Annotated in this window: 20 protein-coding genes and 2 pseudogenes; 5 read left to right on the top strand and 17 right to left on the bottom strand. The window is 28.9% G+C overall.

Annotated elements, in window-relative coordinates:
* Nucleotides 1–69: 69 nt before the first annotated feature.
* The 8 genes from tgt to H8R92_RS03480 all read right to left on the bottom strand — a co-directional run bounded on the left by tgt (nucleotide 70) and on the right by H8R92_RS03480 (nucleotide 6,059).
* Entirely contained in the window at nucleotides 70–1,218 is a 1,149-nt protein-coding gene (gene tgt / locus H8R92_RS03515) for a tRNA guanosine(34) transglycosylase Tgt (RefSeq protein WP_302623478.1), read from the bottom strand.
* A gap of 20 nt (nucleotides 1,219–1,238) precedes the next feature.
* Complete coding sequence (gene queA / locus H8R92_RS03510) at nucleotides 1,239–2,264, bottom strand: tRNA preQ1(34) S-adenosylmethionine ribosyltransferase-isomerase QueA (RefSeq protein WP_022211709.1); 1,026 nt, start codon at nucleotides 2,262–2,264, stop codon at nucleotides 1,239–1,241.
* Nucleotides 2,265–2,274: 10 nt separating this feature from the next.
* Nucleotides 2,275–3,306, bottom strand: coding sequence for a Holliday junction branch migration DNA helicase RuvB (ruvB, locus tag H8R92_RS03505; protein ID WP_022211708.1), 1,032 nt, complete (start codon nucleotides 3,304–3,306; stop codon nucleotides 2,275–2,277).
* 10 nt (nucleotides 3,307–3,316) lie between these two features.
* Complete coding sequence (gene ruvA / locus H8R92_RS03500) at nucleotides 3,317–3,925, bottom strand: Holliday junction branch migration protein RuvA (RefSeq protein ID WP_022211707.1); 609 nt, start codon at nucleotides 3,923–3,925, stop codon at nucleotides 3,317–3,319.
* Nucleotides 3,926–4,065: 140 nt separating this feature from the next.
* The gene (locus tag H8R92_RS03495) at nucleotides 4,066–4,485 is read right to left on the bottom strand and encodes a hypothetical protein (protein WP_186834764.1); all 420 of its coding nucleotides are present in this window, start codon (nucleotides 4,483–4,485) and stop codon (nucleotides 4,066–4,068) included.
* 164 nt (nucleotides 4,486–4,649) lie between these two features.
* Nucleotides 4,650–5,294 (bottom strand): hypothetical protein, encoded by a 645-nt coding sequence (locus tag H8R92_RS03490; RefSeq protein ID WP_186834763.1) that lies wholly within the window; start codon nucleotides 5,292–5,294, stop codon nucleotides 4,650–4,652.
* 124 nt (nucleotides 5,295–5,418) lie between these two features.
* The gene (locus H8R92_RS03485; protein WP_186834762.1) at nucleotides 5,419–5,682 is read right to left on the bottom strand and encodes a response regulator transcription factor; all 264 of its coding nucleotides are present in this window, start codon (nucleotides 5,680–5,682) and stop codon (nucleotides 5,419–5,421) included.
* A 146-nt stretch (nucleotides 5,683–5,828) separates the two neighbouring features.
* The gene (locus H8R92_RS03480) at nucleotides 5,829–6,059 is read right to left on the bottom strand and encodes a hypothetical protein (protein ID WP_022211703.1); all 231 of its coding nucleotides are present in this window, start codon (nucleotides 6,057–6,059) and stop codon (nucleotides 5,829–5,831) included.
* A gap of 241 nt (nucleotides 6,060–6,300) precedes the next feature.
* On the opposite strand from H8R92_RS03480, the gene H8R92_RS03475 reads away from it, so the two are divergent.
* Nucleotides 6,301–7,056, top strand: coding sequence for a GerMN domain-containing protein (locus H8R92_RS03475; protein WP_186834761.1), 756 nt, complete (start codon nucleotides 6,301–6,303; stop codon nucleotides 7,054–7,056).
* Between the two features lie 37 nt (nucleotides 7,057–7,093).
* Here H8R92_RS03475 and hydF read toward each other — a convergent pair whose 3' ends face one another.
* From hydF to H8R92_RS03460, 3 genes are all read right to left on the bottom strand, one after another.
* A complete protein-coding gene (gene hydF / locus H8R92_RS03470) occupies nucleotides 7,094–8,284 on the bottom strand; it encodes a [FeFe] hydrogenase H-cluster maturation GTPase HydF (protein ID WP_186834802.1) in 1,191 nt (396 codons plus the stop codon).
* Nucleotides 8,277–9,353: a [FeFe] hydrogenase H-cluster radical SAM maturase HydE gene (gene hydE / locus H8R92_RS03465; RefSeq protein ID WP_022211700.1), complete on the bottom strand. Its 1,077-nt coding sequence runs from the start codon at nucleotides 9,351–9,353 to the stop codon at nucleotides 8,277–8,279. The genes hydF and hydE overlap by 8 nt, the downstream gene beginning before the upstream one ends.
* 150 nt (nucleotides 9,354–9,503) lie before the next feature.
* Nucleotides 9,504–10,442, bottom strand: coding sequence for a hypothetical protein (locus tag H8R92_RS03460; protein WP_022211699.1), 939 nt, complete (start codon nucleotides 10,440–10,442; stop codon nucleotides 9,504–9,506).
* A 218-nt stretch (nucleotides 10,443–10,660) separates the two neighbouring features.
* Here H8R92_RS03460 and H8R92_RS03455 point away from each other — a divergent pair, with 218 nt between their 5' ends.
* Nucleotides 10,661–11,227 (top strand): HD domain-containing protein, encoded by a 567-nt coding sequence (locus tag H8R92_RS03455; RefSeq protein ID WP_186834760.1) that lies wholly within the window; start codon nucleotides 10,661–10,663, stop codon nucleotides 11,225–11,227.
* A 29-nt stretch (nucleotides 11,228–11,256) separates the two neighbouring features.
* Here H8R92_RS03455 and H8R92_RS03450 read toward each other — a convergent pair whose 3' ends face one another.
* Nucleotides 11,257–12,201, bottom strand: a complete 945-nt coding sequence (locus H8R92_RS03450) for a ketopantoate reductase family protein (protein ID WP_186834759.1) — start codon at nucleotides 12,199–12,201, stop codon at nucleotides 11,257–11,259.
* A 78-nt stretch (nucleotides 12,202–12,279) separates the two neighbouring features.
* Nucleotides 12,280–13,455, bottom strand: coding sequence for a hypothetical protein (locus tag H8R92_RS03445; protein WP_186834758.1), 1,176 nt, complete (start codon nucleotides 13,453–13,455; stop codon nucleotides 12,280–12,282).
* Between the two features lie 201 nt (nucleotides 13,456–13,656).
* On the opposite strand from H8R92_RS03445, the gene H8R92_RS03440 reads away from it, so the two are divergent.
* Nucleotides 13,657–14,289: a hypothetical protein gene (locus H8R92_RS03440; RefSeq protein WP_186834757.1), complete on the top strand. Its 633-nt coding sequence runs from the start codon at nucleotides 13,657–13,659 to the stop codon at nucleotides 14,287–14,289.
* A 217-nt stretch (nucleotides 14,290–14,506) separates the two neighbouring features.
* On the top strand, nucleotides 14,507–15,733 hold the full coding sequence (locus H8R92_RS03435) for an IS256 family transposase (protein ID WP_186834756.1): 1,227 nt from the start codon (nucleotides 14,507–14,509) through the stop codon (nucleotides 15,731–15,733).
* Between the two features lie 201 nt (nucleotides 15,734–15,934).
* Here H8R92_RS03435 and H8R92_RS03430 read toward each other — a convergent pair.
* The 4 genes and pseudogenes from H8R92_RS03430 to H8R92_RS03415 form a co-directional block, all read right to left on the bottom strand.
* Nucleotides 15,935–16,213, bottom strand: a pseudogene (locus H8R92_RS03430) (hypothetical protein); the annotation flags it as partial.
* 145 nt (nucleotides 16,214–16,358) lie between these two features.
* Nucleotides 16,359–17,345, bottom strand: a pseudogene (locus H8R92_RS03425) (aldo/keto reductase).
* Between the two features lie 132 nt (nucleotides 17,346–17,477).
* Nucleotides 17,478–18,053: a TetR/AcrR family transcriptional regulator C-terminal domain-containing protein gene (locus H8R92_RS03420; protein WP_186834754.1), complete on the bottom strand. Its 576-nt coding sequence runs from the start codon at nucleotides 18,051–18,053 to the stop codon at nucleotides 17,478–17,480.
* Between the two features lie 206 nt (nucleotides 18,054–18,259).
* Nucleotides 18,260–18,781 (bottom strand): hypothetical protein, encoded by a 522-nt coding sequence (locus H8R92_RS03415; RefSeq protein WP_186834753.1) that lies wholly within the window; start codon nucleotides 18,779–18,781, stop codon nucleotides 18,260–18,262.
* A 98-nt stretch (nucleotides 18,782–18,879) separates the two neighbouring features.
* Here H8R92_RS03415 and H8R92_RS03410 point away from each other — a divergent pair, with 98 nt between their 5' ends.
* The gene (locus H8R92_RS03410) at nucleotides 18,880–19,017 is read left to right on the top strand and encodes a hypothetical protein (RefSeq protein WP_022168089.1); all 138 of its coding nucleotides are present in this window, start codon (nucleotides 18,880–18,882) and stop codon (nucleotides 19,015–19,017) included.
* Nucleotides 19,018–19,094: the final 77 nt, after the last annotated feature.

Raw genomic sequence — 19,094 nt, 5'->3', positions numbered from 1 at the left:
ACTTAACATTTTTTTAATATTTATCAAAATATTGCCTATATCATTAATTTAGATATAGGCAAAGTATTTTTATTTATCTTTTTTACATCCCCATGATTCAAGCTTAGCTGCCTTGTATTCTGCAAAAGTACCATTATCAAGATTATCTCTTATCTCTTGCATCATATTATTATAGAAATAAAGATTATGTAATACTGCAAGTCTCATTGCTAGCATTTCTTTTGCCTTAAATAAGTGTCTTATATATGCTCTTGTATAGTGTTTACAAGCTGGACACTTACATCCTTCATCTATTGGTCTTTCATCTGTTTCAAACTTTTTATTCATGATATTTATCTTACCATTGGCAGTAAATAAATGTCCATGTCTACCATTTCTTGCTGGAAGAACACAGTCAAAGAAATCAACTCCTCTTTCCACAGCCTCTAGAATATTTTCAGGTGTACCAACGCCCATTAAGTAAATTGGCTTATCTTCTGGTAAATGAGGAACTACTGCATCAATTACTCTATACATTTCCTCATGTGTTTCACCAACAGCTAATCCACCTATTGCGTATCCATCCATATCTAAACTAGCAAGATGCTTAGCATGTTCAATTCTTATATCTTCATAACATCCACCTTGGTTAATACCAAATAGCATTTGCTCTTTATTGATTGTATCAGGTAGTGAATTTAATCTATCCATTTCTGCTATACATCTATCAAGCCATCTATTTGTTCTTGCTACTGATTGAAGAACATACTCCCTTGTAGAAGGATTTGGTATACATTCATCAAAAGCCATTGCTATTGTAGATGCTAAATTGCTTTGAATTTGCATTGATTCTTCAGGCCCCATGAATATCTTCTTACCATCTATATGAGAACTAAAGTACACCCCTTCTTCTTTTATCTTTCTCATACCAGATAATGAAAATACTTGGAATCCACCTGAATCTGTAAGTATTGGTCTATCCCACTTCATAAATTTATGTAATCCACCCATTTCAGCTACAACTTTATCAGATGGTCTTAAATGTAAGTGATATGTATTTGATAACTCAACTTGACATCCTATTTCCTTTAAATCCATTGATGATACTGCACCTTTAATAGCTGCTAAAGTACCAACATTCATAAAAACTGGTGTTTCTATTGTTCCATGAGGAGTTTCAAATCTACCTCTTCTTGCCTTACCTTCTTTTTTTAATAAAGTATATTTTTTACTCAAAATTTCACGTCCTTTAAATTATGTTACTTTATAATCATCGAATCTCCAAATGAGAAGAATCTATATTTTTCTTTTACAGCTTCATTATATGCATTCATAACTTTTTCTTTTCCTGCTAAAGCAGATACAAGCATTATTAGTGTTGATTCTGGTAAGTGGAAATTAGTAATCAGCTTATCTACTACCTTAAACTCATATCCTGGATAAATGAATATGTTAGTCCATCCACTTTGTGCTCTAACCATTCCATTTTCATCACCAATAGTTTCTAAAGTTCTTGTAGAAGTAGTTCCAACAGAAATAATCTTTCCACCATTTTTCTTTGTATCATTGATAATTTTAGCATCATCATCTTCTAAATGATAGAATTCTGAATGCATTACGTGTTCATTTACATCATCAACCTTTACAGGTCTAAAAGTTCCAAGTCCTACGTGTAAAGTTACATATGCAATATTGACACCTTTTTCTTTTACCTTTTGTAAAAGTTCTTCTGTAAAATGTAAACCTGCCGTTGGTGCTGCTGCTGATCCCTTTTCTTTAGAATATACAGTTTGATATCTTTCCCTATCTTCTAATCTTTCAGTGATATAAGGTGGAAGAGGCATTTCTCCAAGTTCATCTAAAACTTGTTCAAATATTCCATCATAGATGAATTCAATTACTCTATTTCCTTCCTCTACTATATCAACCACTTTACATTTAAGTTTTCCTTCTCCAAAAGTGAATATTGTTCCTATCTTTGCTCTTTTACCTGGCTTAGCTAGACATTCCCATTTATCTCCTTCTATTCTTTTTAAAAGAAGAAATTCTATTTTCCCACCAGTATTCTCTTTTTCACCTATTAACCTAGCAGGTAACACTCTAGTATTATTTAATACTAGAGTATCTCCTGGATTTAAATAGTTTAAAACATCATAAAAATGTTTATGCTCTATTTCACCTGTAGCCTTATCTAACACCATTAATCTTGAATTATCTCTCTTCTCTAAAGGGTGCTGAGCTATTAGCTCTTCTGGTAAATGAAAGTTAAAATCACTTGTTTTCATCTTTTACTCCTTAATCCTCAAAAAAACTTGCTTGCTGTTTATTCTTCTTATTTACTCTTGTGCGTCCAAGATGTTCATAAGCTTTATCTGTAGCCATTCTTCCTCTAGGCGTCCTTACAATGAAGCCTTTTTGCAATAAATACGGCTCATATACATCTTCAATAGTCCCCAATTCTTCACCTATATAATAGGATAAGGTTTCTATTCCTACTGGACCACCTTTAAAGTTATCTATAATAGCTTCTAATATCTTATTATCAACATTATCAAAGCCTTTATTATCCACTTCCAATAATTCCAGTGCTGCCCTTGCCTCCTTATAGCTTATTAAGGAATCTGAATATACTTGGGCATAATCTCTTACTCTCTTTAATAACCTATTAGCTATTCTTGGAGTTCCTCTTGATCTCCTAGCTATTTCCATGGCACCTTTTTCTGTAATATCACAACTTAAAACAAAAGCAGACCTTACTATTATCTCCTTAAGCTGCTCATCTGTATAATAAACCATATTACACATTACACCAAATCTATCTCTTAACGGAGCTGTAAGCATTCCCACTCTAGTAGTTGCTCCTATTAGTGTAAAATGTGGTAAATCAAGTCTAATAGACTTTGCTGCTGCTCCTTTTCCTATAACTATATCAAGGGCATAATCTTCCATAGCAGGATATAGTATTTCTTCAACATTTCTATTTAACCTATGTATTTCATCTATAAATAAAACATCATTATCTTTTAATGTTGTAAGTATAGCTGCCAAATCTCCTGCTCTTTCAATAGCTGGACCTGATGTAATCTTAAGATCTCCTCCCATCTCTTTAGCAATTATATTAGCTAATGTGGTCTTTCCTAAACCTGGAGGTCCATAAAGCAAGACATGGTCCAAAGCTTCACCTCTAGATTGTGCTGCCTTAATAAATACATTAAGTTTCTCTTTAACTTTATCCTGACCTATATATTCATTGATTTTCTGTGGTCTTAAACTTAATTCACTGTTGCCATCTTCCTTCAATTCAACTGGTGTAATAATTCTCTCCACTATTTCACCTCTATCCCATTAAAACTTTTAAACAATCTTTAATGATATCCTCCAATGATGCAGTTTTATCTACTTGTTTAAGTGCTGTTTCTGCTTCTTTTTCTGAATATCCTAAAGCTAATAATGCACCTAAAGCTTCTCCAACTGTATTTGTATTTACCGTTGGCTGTAAGTCCTCAAATCCTTCTTGAATATCAACACCGCTCATTATATCTTCTTTCTTAATTTTGTCCTTAAGCTCTAATATAATTCTTCCAGCAGTTTTCTTACCAATTCCCGGGGCTCTACATAAATGTTTATCATCTTCCATAATAATAGCATATTTTAGATTATTTATTCTGCTGATAGATAATAAAGATAAAGCTGCTTTAGCTCCTACACCACTAATTGATAATAAAAGTTTAAACATTTCAAGTTCTTCTCTATCTTTAAAGCCATAAAGCCCAATAAAATCTTCTCTCACTATTTGTTCTAAATAAAGCATAACTTCATCATTTATTCCTGGCATTTCTGCCATTGTTGCACCGGAAGTAAATATCTTATATCCTATATTATTATTTTCAATAATTATATAGTCTTTATTTATTCCCATGTATTTTCCTTTAATATATTCGTACACTATATTTATCCTCCTGCCCCACTATTTCGCCTACATTCTACTTTAACATTTTAATATCTATTTTTCAATGAAAAAAGCTGACAAAACAAATAATATTGTTTGTCAGCTTATTTACTTTTATATAATTTTAATCAATGAAACTATTGTCCTGTAATAGAACTACCATATTGTTCCATAACATCAATTGATTGAACATCTTGAAAAATATTATCAATAGCGTAATCGTATGTATTAAACTCTATTTTATGAGCCATTAGTTTTGAAATAACCTCTTCTTTTTCTTCATTAAATACTAATTCATCTTGCAATTTTTCAATTATATTAGATGTATAATATAGTTGACATTCTCCTTCTTCTATACCAATTTTATAACAAACTGTATCTACTATATCATCAAAATTATTGGTTAAATCATCATATGCTTCTACTTCTTCAACTCGTCTAGTTTTATAGTAATAATAATTATTTATATATGCTTTTGCCATTGCATAATCATCAAAACCTTTTACATTACCACTAGGCATAACTAGCAAATACTCATTGCTTGGAACTATATTCATATACTTCCCTCCATTTCATCTTTGCTACTAAATACTTTTGATATTTATTAGTTTTGTTTTTTATTTCTTTTACATTTTTATTGTCCCCCTTTATCATTTTTGTTATACAAACGCTAGGACATATGATAAAGGGAGAATAGCATAAAAATGGGATCTTACTTTCATTAACTAATATATCCACTTAGTATTTCTTTTGCTTCATTCTTAGTATCATAACCAAGCTTAAAATTTTTAATATCTTCTTGATCATTTTCTGGAATTGTATTCACCATTCCACTACTTCTGTATATATCACTTTCATCTTCTATAAATACCTTGCCATTTTCATCACTCTTATATATTGCAAAATATCCATCTTTTTCACCTAAATAGTATTTATTAGGTTCAACTGTTACTTCTTTCTCATCCTTATTTAGCACTACTTTCTTTTCACTTAAACTTTCCACACTATAGCCTTTAGAAGCATAGTAATCTACTAAAAATTGTTCATTTACACTGTCAATTTCATTATCAAGTTTAAAGTCTTTTAAAGTTTCTGATTTTTCTACTACTCCATCTACCTTTAGTATTATCTTCATATCATCACTTAATAAGTTGGTATTATTATATACTGAGGTTTTAGATTGATTATCACTGACATCTTTATATTTACTATTAGTTAATCTATCTACAATAAAATAAGTTGAGAAAAAGCATACTATAAGTAAAACTATAAATAAGTTCACTCTATTTCTTATTCTTTTTTTATTTTCCTTCTTATCTTCGTTATTATATTCTTCTTCATTATAATCTTGGAAATTATTATTCATAATCAATCACTCCTTTTATGAATAATTATTTCCATTTTTTTCTTTGTTATTCAACATTTTTTAATTTTCAAAAGATTTTCTATCTAAAATAATATTCATCAAGATACATCCTTACCTTATAAGTTTATACAACAGTACCATTTAAATAAAACATAGCAATTTGTATTCTTCTTGCAAATCCTGTTTTGTTTAATATTGAACTTATATATCTTTTTACTGCCCCTTCAGAAATAAACAGCTTCTTTGCAATTTCCTTATTGGTAAGTCCACTTGCAATTTCTTTTACTATTTCCTTCTCTTTTCGTGTAAAATTTAATAACTCTTCTTTATTTTTAAAAATTTTCTCAATAAATACATCTTTATCTGACCAATCTATGCTTTTGTACATTAATTTTAAAACTTTCCCTTATAAGACTATCATCGTCTGCCAGTACAATTTTAATGCCCATTTAATAACTCCTTTATACCAATTTGGTTAAATAAAATCATTATCATTTATCAAAAAATTATAGCCTTAAATAAAATTTAATATCTTCACCATTCAATAACTAAAATATTATAATCTTCCTTTATTAAAGATATTCTATATCCTTCTTTTATCAGCCAGTTAATTAATGCTCCTTGTATTATTTCATCTTCATCATCTATAGCTAAAATTGCTGTAATCTTATTCATTCCCATTGATTTACTTTTATTTATATTTTCTATGACCTTTGCCTTATGACTTTCAAATACTTCTGACTTTTCACCTTCTAAATAATTCATAAGATCCCCCTATAATTTTACTTTCCTTTTTATTTATAGTATTTTCCTATACTATTTATTACAAAAAAATTATAGAGAAAGCTAGTACTTTCTCTAAACTCTTATGATATTTCTTCTTTATCCTTTATTAAAGTTAAGCCAGCTAATACTAAATATAAATTTTTATTAAAATAACTATTCTTTTTTACATATTTTGGTAATATAATATAGGTATGATATTTTTTAAGTAAGGAGTATGATTATGAAAAGAAAATTTTTAAGTATAAGCTGTTGCTTTTTCCTTTCTCTATCACTTATATGCTGTAGCCAAGTAAAGAGTTCTCTAGATGGTAATGATACTAGTATTATCACTTCAGCTAGTGATAATACTAGTATCTCTTCCCAAGATGAAACTTTAATAAACGATGCATTATCTGTTGATGAATCCACTTTGCAAGATAGCGAATCCACTACTAATGTTTCTACATCAACTATCTCTGAAAATCCGAAAGAAAATACTAACACTTCCTCAGCTATTGAAAAAAATACTACTGTTGAAAACTTATCTTCTACTGAAGACTCTAGTTACTCATCACAAACATGTAGATTATTCTTTTATAATTCCGTTGACGGAAGAAGATATTATGTAGATGAAAACATTCATGTTGAAGAAAATGCCCTAGTATCTGCTTTAACTTCTGCATTACAAGATAATAAATACAGCTCTGACTTTATATTATTATCTAATCAAATTGGTGTCAGCAGTGCCACAGTAGATGCTGCTAACAATGCACTTACAGTTAAATTCAATGATTCATTTGAAAAATATATGAATCTTGACCCTGCTTCTTCCTATGAACTTATATATACTTTAATTAATACTTATGCCTATAATTATAAGGTGAATAAAGTTTCTCTTTACTTTAATAATCTTCAATATACAGCAGCTCCAAGTGCTGATGAAAATGGTTGGTATGCTCCATATTTTGATTCTTCAATATCTTATAACAAAAACTAAAAAAATACTCAAATCCTATCCTGGATTTGAGTATTTTTTATAAATCAAAGATTTCTATACTTCTATCTAAGATTCCATTTAAATAAGCAAGTATAACACCATAATTGGTTATAGCTACATTTTGCTCCTTGCATCTCTTCACTCTTAATGTAACAGTCTTTCTATTTATCATACATGCACCACAATGAATAACTAAATCATACTTTGATAAATCCTCTGGAAAGTCATGGCCAATCTTATAATGATATTCTAAATCTACTCCCACTGCTTTATTTAATAATTTAGGAATCTTCACTCTTCCTATATCTTCATGGGAAACATTATGTGTACAACTTTCACAAATAAGTATTTTAGAGTTTTCATTTAATTCTTTTATCTTCTCAGTTCCATCTACAAAACTTTTTAAATCACCTTTATGTCTTGCAAATAATATAGAAAAACCTGTAAGATTAATATCTCCTGGTACAATTCTTGATACTTTTTTGAAAGCCTGTGAGTCGGTAACTACCAACTCTACATTCTGAATATCTTCAAGAGCTGATGATAACTCAGTATCCCTTACTACATACGCCTTTATCCCATGATCTAAACAATCTCTCAAACATTGCACCTGCGGCAGTATTATCCTTCCCTTTGGTGCTTCTGAATCTACTGGTATTACAAGAACTACTTTTCCATCATAAGGTACAAGATCACCTATTATAGGCATTTCCTCTTCTTCTTCTTCCAATCTTATAGCAATTCCTTTTTTTAATTCCTCAATACCTTCACCGGTTTCTGCTGAAACAAAAAAGGCTCCTGTATATTTTTTTCTTAAGTACTGAAGACTTTCTGTTGAGATTACATCAATTTTATTAATTACTAAAATGCTTGAAATATTATACTTTTTAAATTCTATTTTCATATGATAATAGTTGTCTTCATCAATATCATTTACATCCATTACATACAATGCAAAATCAGTTCTTTTTAGCATTTCAATGGATTTCTTCATTCTAATTGATCCAAGCTCCGTCTGATCATCAAGACCAGCTGTATCAATAAATAGCACCGGTCCTACAGGGATTAATTCCATGGCTTTTAACACAGGATCAGTTGTTGTTCCTGGTACCTTTGATACAAGACATAAGTCTTGTCCTAAAATCCCATTTATAAGTGATGATTTTCCTGCATTGGTTTTACCATATATTGAAATGTGTTTTCTATTTGAATTCGGTGTGCTATTCATCATTATCACCTACCTTCATTTGCTCTTTCTTTATCACACTATCTCCCCTACCAATTTCCACTTTATAACCTGATAAATTTATTCTTCTTTCAATGCAATTTCTACATTCGGCTGCTTCATCACCAGTGCATATCTTTCCATCATATAAAGCATATTTATCTCTCACCTGCTTTGGTGATAAGTTTGGCATTACTACATTTGCTCCAGCTTTCAATCCCTTTTCTCTTCCTAATGGATCTATACTTCCTAAGGCAGTAGTTGCTGGTAACATAGCTTTAGGTACCATAAGTCGTAGTAAAGCCAACATTATCATAGTTTTTTCTACAGTACCACCTACTTCATTTCTTAATGGTGTATCCTTTTGTGGAATAAAAGGCCCTATACCACACATATGTGGATTTAGCTTCTTTATAAATAAAAGATCATTTACCAAATCTTCATTACTCTGATTAGGTAAACCAATCATAAACCCTGCACCTACTTCATAACCTATTTCCTTTAGATTATATAAGCACTGTACCCTATTTTCATAACTGGCATTAGGATGCAAGCTTTCATATAATTTCTTTGTTGCAGTTTCATGTCTTAAAAGATATCTGTCTGCTCCAGCTTCAAACATTCTTTTATAAGACTCATAACTTCTTTCACCTATAGATAATGTTATTGCATTTTCTGGATATTTTTCCTTTATAGCTTGTATAATTTTCACCATTCTCTCATCAGTAAAATAAGGATCTTCGCCTCCTTGAAGGACAAAAGTTTTGTATCCAAATCTATTACCTATGGCTGCACATTCTAATATTTCCTCTAAAGATAATCTATATCTATCTGCTTTGCTATTATCGCTTCTTATTCCACAATATTTACAATTTCTTACACAATAATTAGTGAACTCAATAAGCCCTCTCATATAAACCTTATTGTCATAATACCTTGTTCTTAACTTATCACTTTTCTTTATCAAATAATCTTTTTCATCTTCATTTATCTTATCTAGTACATATATAAGTTCCTCTTTTGTTGCATTATTTTCATAATATAACTTATTAATTATATGCTTTATATCCATTTTTACCTCACATAATCCTCTTTAAATTACAACCTCTTATATAATTTATATCTTATTTATTTTTACTTTTATTGTCAATATAGATAAATATAGTTATAATAATAATTTATTCTCCTCCATTAAAAATACGCATCAAAATGATGCGCATTTTTAATTAGTTGCAATGGATTTAGATAAATCTGATTTTAACTCAACCCATTTTCCTAAACTAGTTTCATTTATTCCTTTGCAAAGTATATAATCACAATTAATATCTGATATACTTAAAATCTTTAAGATTGAAATTAAAGTTTCCTTAAAAGTAGCAACTCCAACTTTAACCGCTTCTTTTAATATATCTTCAATATTAGTTTTAACATCTGTAACTACTTGAAGCATTTCTCCTAAAATAACCTTAAGTACTTCTGACATTGATACTTTTTGAGCAAGTAACAGGCCCTTACTAATAACAACATCATAGCTACATGGATATTTTACTTCTATTCCTATATTAATTTTATTCTTTCTAATAAGCATACATGGCATTGGTAATTCTAATGTACTCACTACTTTTTTTAATGCATCTGTCATATTATCTTGTAAATCAGTAACTATTTTCTTCTGCTTACTTACTTTTTCAACTGCTGTATTGGTGGCAGTCTTAATCTTTTCTCCAACTTCTCCAATTTTTTTCTTAGTAGTAGATTCTCTTAAATCAATCCTATTCCAACCTTCATCTTCCATACTGTAATATCTTATTTCTTCATCATCAATAAAATATCGTAATTTTATCATAGATTTAAATTTTTCACAAATTTCATTAATTTTGCTATTTTCTAATGTCATAGTCTTTTTACATAAGCTTAGCTTTAATTCTGGAACTTGTATCTCTGGCAAGATGATTTTAGCTAAACACTGCCCACCTTCTACAGCTTTTTCAGTTATAAAATCACATTTTTCAAGTCCAATTCTAAAGTTTCTATTGTTAATTGCATAAACTGCTTCTTTAATCTCTTCAGCCATAACTCCCATTTCAGCACTTACAAATTCATTATATCCACCAAAATATTCATGTATTTCTTCTATAATATCAGTTATTTCTTTTGCCATTGTATCCTCTTATTAAATGATTGTTTTATAAATATATTATGCTTTTGTAAATTTTTTGTGTTTTTTCAAATAAATAATATTTTTCACTAATTTTCTATACACTTTTAATAAAATCTTCATAAAATATCTTTAATTTTAATTAATAATTTGTTTACATTTATGTTAAAATAATCTTATGAAACTTAATTTCAAATAATACAAAAAAAGAAGTGATAATAATGTTTTTTGTTAATACTCTCTACTTAAATATTTCAAAGATTAAATCAAAAACATTTAAGCTAAATGAAAAGCAAATGTCATTTTTTAATGACTGTTTAAAAAATATATGTGAAGAAACTAATCTTCTAATGCTTGATAACTTCATACAACATGGAAATACTACTTGCCTTTGGCATAGCATTGCAGTAGCATACTATGCATATTGTTTTTCACAGTTTTTTAATATTAAATGTGATGAAAAAAGCCTTATATATGGTGCGTTGCTTCATGATTACTTCTTATATGATTGGCATATTCATGACAAATCCCATAGGTTTCATGGATTCAAGCATCCCAAAACAGCACTTAACAATGCTTTAAAACATTATTCTTTAAACAAAAGGGAAATAGATATAATCAAAAATCATATGTTTCCTTTAACCTTAGTGCCACCTCATCATCGTGAAAGTATTTTGGTCAATTTATCCGATAAAATTTGTTCTTCCTTAGAAACTTTTAATAGCCACATGTATAAGAATTTAAAGGAGAATACTTCATTGTATCCTAATAAGAGTACTGAGAATTAATTTCTTCCCAGTGCTTTCTTTAATCTCAACTAATAGTTGCATTTCTTTAAATCTTTTCTTAACTTATTATAATACGGCGTATCTATTGGAGAGCTTGCTTTAAGCTCATCAAAAGCTTCTGCTAAAAAGTTCATTTCCTTTATAGCATTCATAGCATGATTACCAAAGGCTAGCTTTCCTATGGGTGTCATCAGCATAAGTTTATAAAGATAATAATACTTCTTTCTAGATGACTCCATATCTTCTAAATAATCTATAGGTTCACTTGTAATATTTAATGATTGCAAAACTCTATATCCTTCAATTATGGCCTCTATGGTATCTTTGATTAAAGGCTTATTATGTGCTGCTTCTTTTAAATTTCCATTTACATGATGACATAAATATACAATAGGTAAAATATATGCTATATGGTATTTTAAATAGCTGTCTATATTATCATAATGTTCAAGCTTAATATTACTATCTTTAAAGATACGATTTACTTTTTCAATGGAATATTCATTATTTACACTGCCCATAGCTAAAGTTGATTTTCCTTTATGGATGCTGATTACAGTTCCATTTTCCCGCCTTCCGCCAACTCCTAAAAAACCAAATAATACTTTTGGCTTACTAAAGGATTTTTCCTCAATTTCTTTATAAATTTTTCCAGCCTCAAAATTATTTCCTATAAATACATAAGCTTTACATATCTTATTTGCATAAATAATTTGTAATATTTCTTTAACTTGATAACTTTGCATAACTATAAATACAACATCATAATAATCATCTGATTTGAATGAATCTATCACCTTTATATCAGTAATTGTTTTTCTTTTTTGGAGATAATGCTTTATTATAAGACCATTTTCTTTTAGTTCCTTATATCTTTCCCCTCTAGCCAATATTGTAACATCTTCATTTTTCTTTTTTAATTCATATGCTAGATAGGCCGCTATGACACCAGCCCCATAAACAAGTACCTTCAAAATCTCACCACCCTGTATAGATATTGCCATATTATACTATAAATTGTGCAATATATTATCTATTAAACCTTATTTAGTCTACTTTAATACTTTATGGCCTTCTATATTTATTATTTCTTTGAGATATTTATATTCATCATTATTTAATACATCAACTTTATTATGGGTAACCTTTAAAACACTATCCCTACATATCTTTATTCTTTCAACCATTGGCTTTATTACCGAACTTGACTGATTTATAAATGATAATATTTCACTTTCCCTTATAGGTATCTTATACCCCTTCTTACTGGTGGCAATTAATATTCCACTATCTCTTAAAGGAGCAATTATCCTAGTTTGAAAATAATGTGGTGTAAATTCTCTACCAGTAACACAGCTTAAGTTTTTGCGTATTTCCTCTGAAAATACATATCTATTTTCACCATAATTTAATAATATACTTAGTAAGTATTTAAGGCATAAAACTTGAGCATATTTGGCTTCATTTTTAGTGCCACCATTATTACTTATAAAATCAAAAGCTATTCTAATGGAATTATATGCTATATCTTCATCAAATTCTTCTCTAATATACTTTTGCAAATTCTCCATATACTCTTCTGGAGTCCTTGGCCAAGAAGCTAATGGTAAAACTTTCTCCCTAATTATTTCATAGCACTGTTCATATTCTGCTAAATCACTTTTTCCTTCATATTTATTAAATAAAATATCACTAATAAAAGAACCTATATCTAAAAATGAATATTCCTTCTCTTCATCTACAAAAACAACATCATATTCTCCTAAAAGATCTGGTGAATGCTTTTCAATCAAATATTTATCAAATTCCTTCAAGAACTCTTTTTCTATTAATTCATTACTTATAAGCTTTATATGAGGATAAGCTGCTATAATATCTGTATATAAAATACCATTTAAAAATTCCAAGAAGCTTTCTTTATCTTTTATTCCGTACTCTTCCTTAAGTCTTTCTTTCTTCACTAAAAAAATAAATATTTCTATATCTAAATGGCTTAAATCTTTAAGGGCTACTTTCTTCATTGTCCACTTTAAGTCCTCATCAATTAAATTATCTGCCTTAAGAAAATCCTTAACTATAAATGATGATTCTGTATTTAATTGCTCTAATTGATTTTCATTTACCACAATACAACTGACCATAAAAGTTTTTGATTCATTTTCATCATTAAAGTCAAAATTATAGCTTCCTCTCTCATTAATAAAACCATATTTATTTTTTGCCCTCACCCTTTACTCACCACCATTTATACTTATTAACAATAATTATTATATCATATATTTCCATGTAATTTAAAATAATTGCATTTTTGTTAAATAAGTCCTCAAAAATACTGAATTAGTTATTTTTATTATGTATAATATTTATAACAAGTTTTATAATTGTTTCATTATAAATTTCACAATAAAACAAACTAGGAGGTACTATCATTGAATAAAGAAAATCTTTTAAGATTAAGTAATATATTATGGGATAAATCCAGAGAACTTTATGGCGAAATTTATGAAAATGAAGATTCCTTTAAAGATATCATGGACTATAGGCAATTACATAGCAAAATAGTAGCTGACTTAGCTGTCAATATGTTTGACAAGTATTTTTTAAAGCTTTTGGGCACTGCTGATCCAGCTTATAGCCCTTCATTATATTTTGCTTGCCTTATCCACGATGTAAGAAAGCTTAATAAGAAACATAATTTAGCAGGAGCAAGATTCTTCTTAGAAAACCAGGGATTATTAACTTCATCACTTTATGATTTGCAACTTGTTTTCTGTATAGTTAATTATCATAGTGCTGATAAAAAAGGCAAGGATTTAGAATATATTAATGAAATACGTAATCTTAGTGATGATATTAAACTTTTGTTACTTTTTACTCGCCTTTCAGACAAGCTTAGTAAGCTAGTAATTAAAAGCCATTATAAAGAAATATCGCCAGATGAAGTAGATATAGTACTTACTAAGATAAATAATAATTCTAAGGAATTGCTAGATTTTAATGATGATATAAGTGAAATACTTAAAGAAATTGAAAATAACTTTAAACATAAATATTGTATATAACTATAAAATTAAATTTACAATAAAAGGTATTAAATGAAGTAACCATTTAATACCTTTCTTTTTTAGAAAAACAAAAAAGTGCTTGGATTTATACGCTTAAAATTCTTTAACATCCTATTCATCTGGTTCTGTAAAAAACTTTGTGTAAACTGAATAAAATCAACTCCTTTTTGGCAATAATTGAGATAAAAAATTATTACAAGAAGGAGTTTTTTATATGTCAAATATGTCGAAAGAATTATTAAGAGAATATATTAAGGAGCAAAACTTTACTAGTCCAAATGAAATTTTAAATGCTCTAAAAGATATGTTTAGAGATGTGCTTCAAGAATCATTAGAAGCTGAAATGGATGAAGCATTAGGCTACGGAAAGTATGATTCTAGTAGTAAATCTGTTGATAATAGTAGAAATGGTTATTCAAAGAAAACAGTAAAAACAGAATTAGGACCAGTTGAAATAAATATACCAAGAGACAGAAATGGTGAATTTGAACCTAAAATTATTCCTAAACATCAAAGATCAGTTAATGGAATAGAGGAAAAAATATTAGGTTTATATGCAACTGGAATGACAACTCGTGATATTTCTGAACAAGTAAAAGAACTTTATGGAGTAGATGTTAGTGCTGAAACTGTATCTAATATTACAAATAGAATCTTACCGCTGGTAGCCGAATGGCAAAGTAGACCTCTAGAAAAAACATACTCATTTGTATTTATGGATGCAATTCATTATAAAGTTAGAGAAGATAAACAAGTAGTGATTAAAGCTGCGTATGTTGTTATTGGCGTCAATTTAGATGGAGAAAAAGAAGTTTTAGGAATATGGATTGGAGCTAATGAATCAAGTAAATTCTGGCTATCTGTATTAAACGATTTAAAGAATAGAGGTGTTCAAAATGTGCTTATATTCTGCGTTGATGGTCTTAATGGCTTCAAGGAAGCTATCGGAGCTACTTTCCCATTTGCTAAAATACAAAGGTGCATAATACATCAAATACGTTCTAGTATGAAGTATATACCTTATAAAGATAGAAAAGCTTTTGTAGCTGATTTAAAAGGTGTTTACACTGCCGTTAACGAAGAGATTGCTATGGATAATTTACTTGCTATGAAAGATAGATGGGGTAATAAATACCCTAATGCAATAAAGAGTTGGGAAGATAACTGGGATAACTTAAGTACATTCTTTGCTTTCCCTGGTAATATAAGAAAAATAATCTATACAACTAATGTTATAGAAAGTTTAAATAGTCAATTTAGAAAAATAACTAAAACAAAATTAATATTCCCTAATGATGATAGTTTAATGAAAATGCTATATCTAGCCGTTGAACGTGTAGCAAGGAAATGGACCAGAGCTTATTCAGATTGGGATTTAGTTATTAATCAATTGAATATTATTTTTAGTGATATTTTATATGAAAAAAGAACCTCAAATTAGGATAAACCTAAAATAAAGTTCTTTTGATATTTTCCCTAACGTATATTATTCCCAAGAAGTGGGGATAATATACATATAGGGTAATATTTAAAATGTCAATAAAACCTATATTTAGACAAAACTAAATAAAATTTAGATTTTCAAAATCACTCATTATTTCCAAGAGGAAATTTAGAATACACAAAATTATTTACAGGCTCCAGTTCCCTGAGCAAATTTCAACTGTGCTTTTTCTGATTTACTGATTATTGAAACTACTGGTGGCAATGCTGCTAGCATATCCTCTTTTGTATACTGCTCTATAGTATTTTCATTATTCATCAAGGCTTTTGAAACATACAAAGCTTTGATTCTATTTTTTAAAAGTGTATGCTGGGATGTCCCTTCTGAAAACTTTGGATGTATTTTTTCACAGTTTCTGATTGTTGAATCTATAACATTTAAACTCTCTATTAACTCTTCTTTATTATACTGTTTCATAAATGCTCATCTCCAATTTTAACGGTTATTATTTATCATATAAATGATGCTGTTGTTTATTATACATGGAGATAAAGCATATTTCTATAAAACTTACCTCTTTACTTCATTAATTTTATAAAAATTAAATCATTGCACAAAGAGTTTATTTATTACTACTCATAACCCCTACTAATGGATGTGGTTTATATAATTCTTCTAAATACTTAATTTCTTCATCACTTAAAATGATATCAGCTGCCTTTACTGCAGCATCAATATGATGTTTCTTAGTAGCACCTACCACTGGTGCAGTAACTTTTGTCATCAACCAAGCAAGGGAAATTTCTGTCATGGAAATATTTTTTTTATCTGCTATCTCTTCTACCCTTTCAATAATCCTTAAATCATCATTATAAGAAGCATCATATTTACCTTTAGCATATTTATCTTCACTTAAACGTTTTGATTGTTCTCCTGGATGCTTAGCAAGTCTACCTGATGCCAGTGAACTATACGGTGTCATTGCAATATTTTCTTCCTGACAGTATGATACCATTTCTCTTTCTTCTTCTCTAAATATTAAATTATAATGATTTTGAACTGATATAAATGTTTCCCATCCATTAGCTTTTGCAATTTCATTGGCTTTAGCAATCTGCCAAACATAACAATTAGATATTCCTATATATTTTACCTTGCCAGCTTGAATCATCTCATGAAGGATTTCCATAGTTTATTCTACAGGAGTATTATAGTCCCACATATGTAATATATATAAGTCAACATAATCCATCTCTAATCTCTTTAAACTACTATTTAGACATGTTTCAATGTGTTGTCTTGCGGTTATGCCTTCCTTTATTTGCTCCATAGTACGAGGTATAAATTTAGTGGCAATTACCACATCTTGTCTTTTAGCATATTCTCTCATTGCCTTTCCTAGAAATTCCTCACTTGTTCCACCTTGATATCCCATTGCTGTATCAAAGAAATTAATACCATTATCTAAAGCATATTTTATGATTTCTTTTGATTCTTCTTCTGGTAAAGTCCATGAGTGCATTCCTTTTTCTGCTTCACCAAATCCCATACAACCTACGCATACCCTTGAAACCTTTAAATCTGAATTTCCTAATTGAACATATTTCATTTTTATATCCTCCTGCTTGTTTAATTTTGGAGCAACCACTTGCCTCTTTTCATTTATCTTAATATACGGAAAAGGGGAATTCAATTTACATAAAAATTCAGTTGTCTAAAAGTTGACATTTCACGTGATTTGTCAATTTCTCTTATATGGATTACCTTTGGTCTTTCCATTCTTAAAAAGCTGTTCCATGCCTATGCCACGCATTTCAGTAATCATCTTAGAAATTTCTTCACAAGATACAGGCATATCAGATAATATCCATGAAAGAGTCATGCTACTTGATGCAGTTGCATGATATTCTGTGGCAAATCTTAATGATTCAGGCATAGGCTCGTCTCCATATAGTTCTTGATGCCACTTCAAATCAAATTCTTTACAATGATTAAATATATAGTCCTTTAAACAATTTTGCCCTTCCATAAGGCATGCTTGCTTCATAAAATAATGATATTTTTTCATATTTTCAAAAGCTATTACTAGCGAATCATAAAAGCTTATGTTCATATTATTATCATGAAAATCTGGAATAATCTTTTCCTTATAGACATATTGGATTAAATCATTCTTATCAATAAAATGATTATAAAATGTTTGTCTACTGACACCACTTTTTTCTAAAATCTGCTTTACTGTTAATGCTTCTAATGATTTTGTCTCACACAGCTCAAGTAAGGCACTGGCAATGATATTTTTTACATTTATAGCCATAATTAACAGCAACCTTTTGATAAATTATATCATATTCATAAACACTTATCTCTATTTGATTGTATAAAAAAACAGCCAAAAACGGCTACTTAATCATAATCTTTTAATATTTCTATGTGATTTTGCTTAGGTATATTTTTCATAATACTTGCTTTAGTTATTATATCTTTTATATCTGTTCGTTTAGCATATATTATGCTTAACTTTTATCTTTCCATATGATGTTCTGTCATTTTTCTTGTCTTTTTTATCTCATCCATCTTCTTTCTTCTCTTCGCTTTCAATTCTGCTTCTGCTATAACCTCATTTAAACTACGTCTACGCACTTCGTCAACTAGCCTCATATTTCCCTTTTCACTTTGCTGTAAAACTTCTTTTTCATGTTCTTTCTCTTTTAATTTTCTTTCTTCCTCTTCTTTTTCTTTCTTTTCCTCGTAATATCTAGCACTTGTTTTTATTATACTTTCTTCCATACTCCTAGAATAATCATCATAATCTCTTTCTCTAACTAAATCTTCCATAGTATCTTCACTATTATTTTCTTTATAATCAACTATATTTATCCTTGCTATATCTTCAGAATAATTCTTATTTATTTTAAAATTATCTTCACCTTCATCACATGTAATAATATCCTCATCACTCTTCTTAAAAATATATTTTCTACATATAATGGTAGCAAATATAATTATCACAACACCAAAAGGTATCATTAGTTCAAACTCCATTTCCCTACCTCCTTAAATTAATTTACAATATTTATAATTATATCATATTTTACTTATATTGGTATATATAAGTTTAAATGAAAAAGGAGTCGTTATTTATGTCTTATAATCATAATGGCACATATGTCTGTAAAAACTGTGGCAAAGAAGTATTCGTAAATGTTATGGAAGAGGATGTACCTAAATGTTGTGGCCAAACCATGAGCAAAAACAAAAGAGCTAGGATTTTTCCTTAGCTCAATATAACTTACATATTTAATTTTACTTCTTAAATTACTTAATTTATTTCTGTATTACCGTAAGTTGAAATATG

The sequence above is a fragment of the Clostridium lentum genome, assembly GCF_014287815.1.
GTDB classification, from domain to species: Bacteria; Bacillota; Clostridia; order Clostridiales; family Clostridiaceae; genus Clostridium; species Clostridium lentum.
Note: the sequence above shows the minus strand (reverse complement) of the source record. Positions and strands in the feature narration are given on the sequence as shown.

Coding starts and splice junctions, on each gene's coding strand:
- H8R92_RS03460 (WP_022211699.1), bottom strand. CDS start 10,442: ATGGCAAAAGAAATAACTGATATTATAGAAGAAATACATGAATATTTT.
- H8R92_RS03480 (WP_022211703.1), bottom strand. CDS start 6,059: ATGAATTATTTAGAAGGTGAAAAGTCAGAAGTATTTGAAAGTCATAAG.
- hydE (WP_022211700.1), bottom strand. CDS start 9,353: ATGGATATAAAGCATATAATTAATAAGTTATATTATGAAAATAATGCA.
- H8R92_RS03495 (WP_186834764.1), bottom strand. CDS start 4,485: ATGAATATAGTTCCAAGCAATGAGTATTTGCTAGTTATGCCTAGTGGT.
- H8R92_RS03415 (WP_186834753.1), bottom strand. CDS start 18,781: ATGGAGTTTGAACTAATGATACCTTTTGGTGTTGTGATAATTATATTT.
- H8R92_RS03420 (WP_186834754.1), bottom strand. CDS start 18,053: ATGGCTATAAATGTAAAAAATATCATTGCCAGTGCCTTACTTGAGCTG.
- H8R92_RS03435 (WP_186834756.1), top strand. CDS start 14,507: ATGTCAAATATGTCGAAAGAATTATTAAGAGAATATATTAAGGAGCAA.
- H8R92_RS03410 (WP_022168089.1), top strand. CDS start 18,880: ATGTCTTATAATCATAATGGCACATATGTCTGTAAAAACTGTGGCAAA.
- H8R92_RS03455 (WP_186834760.1), top strand. CDS start 10,661: ATGTTTTTTGTTAATACTCTCTACTTAAATATTTCAAAGATTAAATCA.
- queA (WP_022211709.1), bottom strand. CDS start 2,264: ATGAAAACAAGTGATTTTAACTTTCATTTACCAGAAGAGCTAATAGCT.
- hydF (WP_186834802.1), bottom strand. CDS start 8,284: ATGAATAGCACACCGAATTCAAATAGAAAACACATTTCAATATATGGT.
- H8R92_RS03490 (WP_186834763.1), bottom strand. CDS start 5,294: ATGAATAATAATTTCCAAGATTATAATGAAGAAGAATATAATAACGAA.
- H8R92_RS03475 (WP_186834761.1), top strand. CDS start 6,301: ATGAAAAGAAAATTTTTAAGTATAAGCTGTTGCTTTTTCCTTTCTCTA.
- H8R92_RS03485 (WP_186834762.1), bottom strand. CDS start 5,682: ATGTACAAAAGCATAGATTGGTCAGATAAAGATGTATTTATTGAGAAA.